Annotated in this window: 4 protein-coding genes and 1 pseudogene; 3 read left to right on the top strand and 2 right to left on the bottom strand. The window is 72.1% G+C overall.

Annotated elements, in window-relative coordinates:
• Nucleotides 1-154: pseudogene (locus G3I65_RS57850) on the bottom strand (serine/threonine-protein phosphatase); the annotation flags it as partial.
• Nucleotides 155-160: 6 nt separating this feature from the next.
• Nucleotides 161-895 carry a GAF and ANTAR domain-containing protein gene (locus tag G3I65_RS42455; RefSeq protein ID WP_160701099.1) on the bottom strand — a complete coding sequence of 245 codons (735 nt, stop codon included), beginning with the start codon at nucleotides 893-895 and terminating at the stop codon, nucleotides 161-163.
• A gap of 82 nt (nucleotides 896-977) precedes the next feature.
• Here G3I65_RS42455 and G3I65_RS42450 point away from each other — a divergent pair, with 82 nt between their 5' ends.
• From G3I65_RS42450 to G3I65_RS42440, 3 genes are all read left to right on the top strand, one after another.
• Entirely contained in the window at nucleotides 978-1,712 is a 735-nt protein-coding gene (locus tag G3I65_RS42450) for a GAF and ANTAR domain-containing protein (RefSeq protein WP_160701098.1), read from the top strand.
• Between the two features lie 16 nt (nucleotides 1,713-1,728).
• Nucleotides 1,729-2,649: a non-homologous end-joining DNA ligase gene (ligD, locus tag G3I65_RS42445; protein WP_163046850.1), complete on the top strand. Its 921-nt coding sequence runs from the start codon at nucleotides 1,729-1,731 to the stop codon at nucleotides 2,647-2,649.
• Between the two features lie 240 nt (nucleotides 2,650-2,889).
• On the top strand, nucleotides 2,890-3,294 hold the full coding sequence (locus G3I65_RS42440) for an STAS domain-containing protein (RefSeq protein ID WP_160701097.1): 405 nt from the start codon (nucleotides 2,890-2,892) through the stop codon (nucleotides 3,292-3,294).
• Nucleotides 3,295-3,302 lie beyond the last annotated feature (8 nt).

The raw sequence follows: 3,302 nt of genomic DNA, 5'->3' as shown, positions 1-3,302 counted from the left end.
TCGTCAGCCCGTTGAGGTAGGCGTCCAGCTCCAGCAGGCCGAGGCTGCCGCCGAGCGCGAAGTACCGCAGCCACAGCTGTTCCGGCGTCAGCTCGCTCCGGGTGAAGCACGCGGCGAGCCGGCGCCGCTGCTCGTCTTCGGGCAGGAAGCGCACGCGCGGTCACCCCTCCGGTGCCGGGGCGACGAGCTCCGCGGCGGTCTCGGCCGGGGTGCGGCCGCGGGCGCGCGCCAGCGCCAGCAGGCGGTCGAAGGCGGCGTCCTCGTCGAGACCGTCGCGGCCCATCAGGAAGCCCTTCGCCATGGTGACCCGGTCGCGGTCGCGGAGGGTGTCCTTGAACCGGTCGCTGTACCGCGAGGCTCGCGCGCAGGCCCGCGCGTTCGCGACCAGCACGGCGGCGCGCTCGGCGAAGGTCATCAGCGCCCGCTCGTCGACCGGCCCGAACGCGCCGGGAACCGTCGCGTAGACCTTGATGGCCCCGTGGCAGCCGTCGGCGGTGGTCATCGGGGCCGTGAGCACCGAGCGCAACCCGGCACCCGCCGCCGCGGCGCACCACCGCGGCCAGCGCCGTTCGGTGGTGACGTCGTCGATCCGCACCGGCGCGCACTCGTGCAGCGCGGCGATGCACGGACCCTCGCCCAGGTCGTACTGCAGGGTGTCGGCGGCGCTCACGAGCGGCGCCGACGCGCTGGTCGTGGCGAGGCCGCCGGCGTCGTCGACGAGCGTGACGCCGGCCCCAGCGGCGGCACGGATCGTCGACCCCGCCAGCGAAACGATCAGGTCCAGCACCGAATCCACGGTCTCGCGCGAGAGCAGCAGGCCCGACATCCGCGCGGCGACCACGGCCAGCTCGTCGTCCAGCGGCAGTTCGCCCGAAGGGGCCTCACCCAGCGACATGACGGCCGATTACCAATCCGCGGGCGTCGGCAAACGCGAAACGGGTACCCGGGTCTCCCGTGCCCGACCGGGAGGAGCCCAGATGGAACCCGCCGCGACGCCGTCACCGCTGTTCGACGAGGTCACCGGCGCGCTGGAAGCCCTGACCGCCGTCCTGCGCGAGGAGGACGACTTCAGGATCCTGCTGCGGCACGTGTGCCTGCAGGTGCGCCACGCCGTCCCCGGGGTGGACGAGGCGTCGATCACGCTGGTGACCGGGGAGCGGCCGCACACCGCGACGGCGACGAGCGACGTCGTGAGCGAGCTCGACGCCGACCAGTACCGCCTCGGCGACGGCCCGTGCCTCGAGGCGATCCGCGGCGGCAAGATCGTGCGCACGGCGGTGTCCGACGCGGTCGAGCGCTGGCCGTCCTTCGCCCGCGGGGCGGAGGACGCGGGCTTCTCGAGCTTCCTCGCCGCGCCGCTGGTGGCGGACGAGCAGTTCTCCGGCGCGGTCAACTGCTTCGGGCGGCAAGGTGACGGCTTCGCGGAGATCGAAGCGCAGCGGCTCGAGCTGTACACGGCGGCGGTCGAGGCGATCCTGCGCGTCTACCACCGGTACCTGCTGGCGCGGGACACGGCCGAGAACCTCCGGACGGCGCTGACCTCCCGCGCGGTGATCGACCAGGCCAAGGGCATGCTGATGGCGATCCGCCAGGTCGACGCCGACGACGCGTTCGCCCTGCTGGTCGACCAGTCGCAGCGCGAGAACCGGAAACTGCGCGAAGTCGCGGAGCGCTTCGTGGCCCGCGTGGTGTCCGGCGGCGTCGCGCCCTGACCGGTACCTTGGTGGCGTGGCGGGCAGCCGGATCACGGTGCGGGTGGGCGAACGGCAGCTGACGCTTTCCAACCTCGAGAAGGTCCTCTACCCGCGTCACGGCTTCACCAAGGGCGAAGTGCTCGACTACTACACGCGGATCGCGCCGCTGCTGCTGCCGCACATCCGCGACCGGGCGATGACGTTCGTGCGCTTCCCCGACGGCGTCGACGGCGGCTCCTTCTTCGAAAAGGACGTCTCGCGCCACGCTCCCGAGTGGGTCCGCACCGCGCGCCTGACCGTCGGCGGCCGGGGCGGCGATCCCGAGGTCGTCGCGTACCCGCTGATCAACGACCTGCCCGAGCTGGTGTGGGCGGCCAACCTCGCCGCGCTCGAACTGCACGTCCACCAGTGGACCGTCGGTCCCGATGACGAGCGGAGCACGCCGGACCGGCTGGTGTTCGACCTCGATCCCGGGCCCGGCGCGACGGTCGTCGACTGCTCCCGGGTCGCCGAGCGCCTCCGCGACGTCCTCACCGGACACGGGTTCACGCCGGTGGCGAAAACCAGCGGTGCCAAGGGCATGCAGGTCTACGCGGGTGTCGAGACCGACGACCCCGCCGCGCCCTCGCGGTACGCGAAAGCGCTGGCGGAGCGGCTCGCGGCCGAGACGCCGGACCTCGTCGTGGCCCGTATGACGAAAAACCTGCGGCCCGGCAAGGTTTTCATCGACTGGAGCCAGAACAACCCGTTCAAGACCACGGTGGCGCCGTACTCGCTGCGCGGGCGCGACGAGCCGACCGTGTCGACCCCGGTCACGTGGGACGAGGTGCGTGCCTGCCGGCACGTCGCGCACCTGAGGTTCACCGCCGACGACGTCTTGACCCGGGTCGCGGACACCGGGGATCTTTTCGCGGATCTGGACCGCACCCGGGTCCCCATTCCTGCGTTCGGCTGAATTTCGGAAACCGCAATTCCGCGTCTTGCACGGCCCCGTTCCCGCCGCGGGGCGTCGGTGAATTGCGGAAGCGTCATCCCGACCAGGCCGTCTTGATCGTCCTCTGTGGACCGGTGCACGTGCAGACGGGCGTGTCGCTGCACGGCGAGACCGGGCGTGCGGATCGTGTTGTGCGGCATAGTGGACGAAGTGGGTACGGTCTACGCGTAAACCGTCAGCATGAGCCGCCCGGAGCCGGTCATGAAGATCCAGAAACCGCCGCGGCTTTCGCGAGCCTTCGGCCGCAGTTCGCCAGGGGCGTTGTGCGAGCCGTTCTCGGTCACCACGACGTTCGCCGGTGACCGGTGCGCGGTCGTCGCCGTGGCGGGCGACATCGATATGGCGACGGTGGGCATTTTTGTCGAATGCGCGGAAACCGCGCTGGCGGCGGGCGGGGCGCTCGTCGTCGACCTCGGCGAAGTGGCGTTCTGTTCCGGGGCCGGGCTTCGCGCGCTGCTGCGGGTGCAGCGGCACGCCGACGAGGCCGCCGTCCCGGTCGCGTGGGTGGTGCGCACCCCGCCGGTGTGGCGGTTGCTGCGGGGAACCGGCGTCGCCGGCTTCGCGTGCTACCGGGACCGGGCCGACGCGCTGGCCGCGCTCGGCTGAGCCCAGTT

This window comes from Amycolatopsis sp. SID8362 (genome assembly GCF_010550475.1).
Classification (GTDB): domain Bacteria; phylum Actinomycetota; class Actinomycetes; order Mycobacteriales; family Pseudonocardiaceae; genus Amycolatopsis; species Amycolatopsis eburnea.
This window is presented reverse-complemented; position numbering and strand designations above follow the sequence as displayed.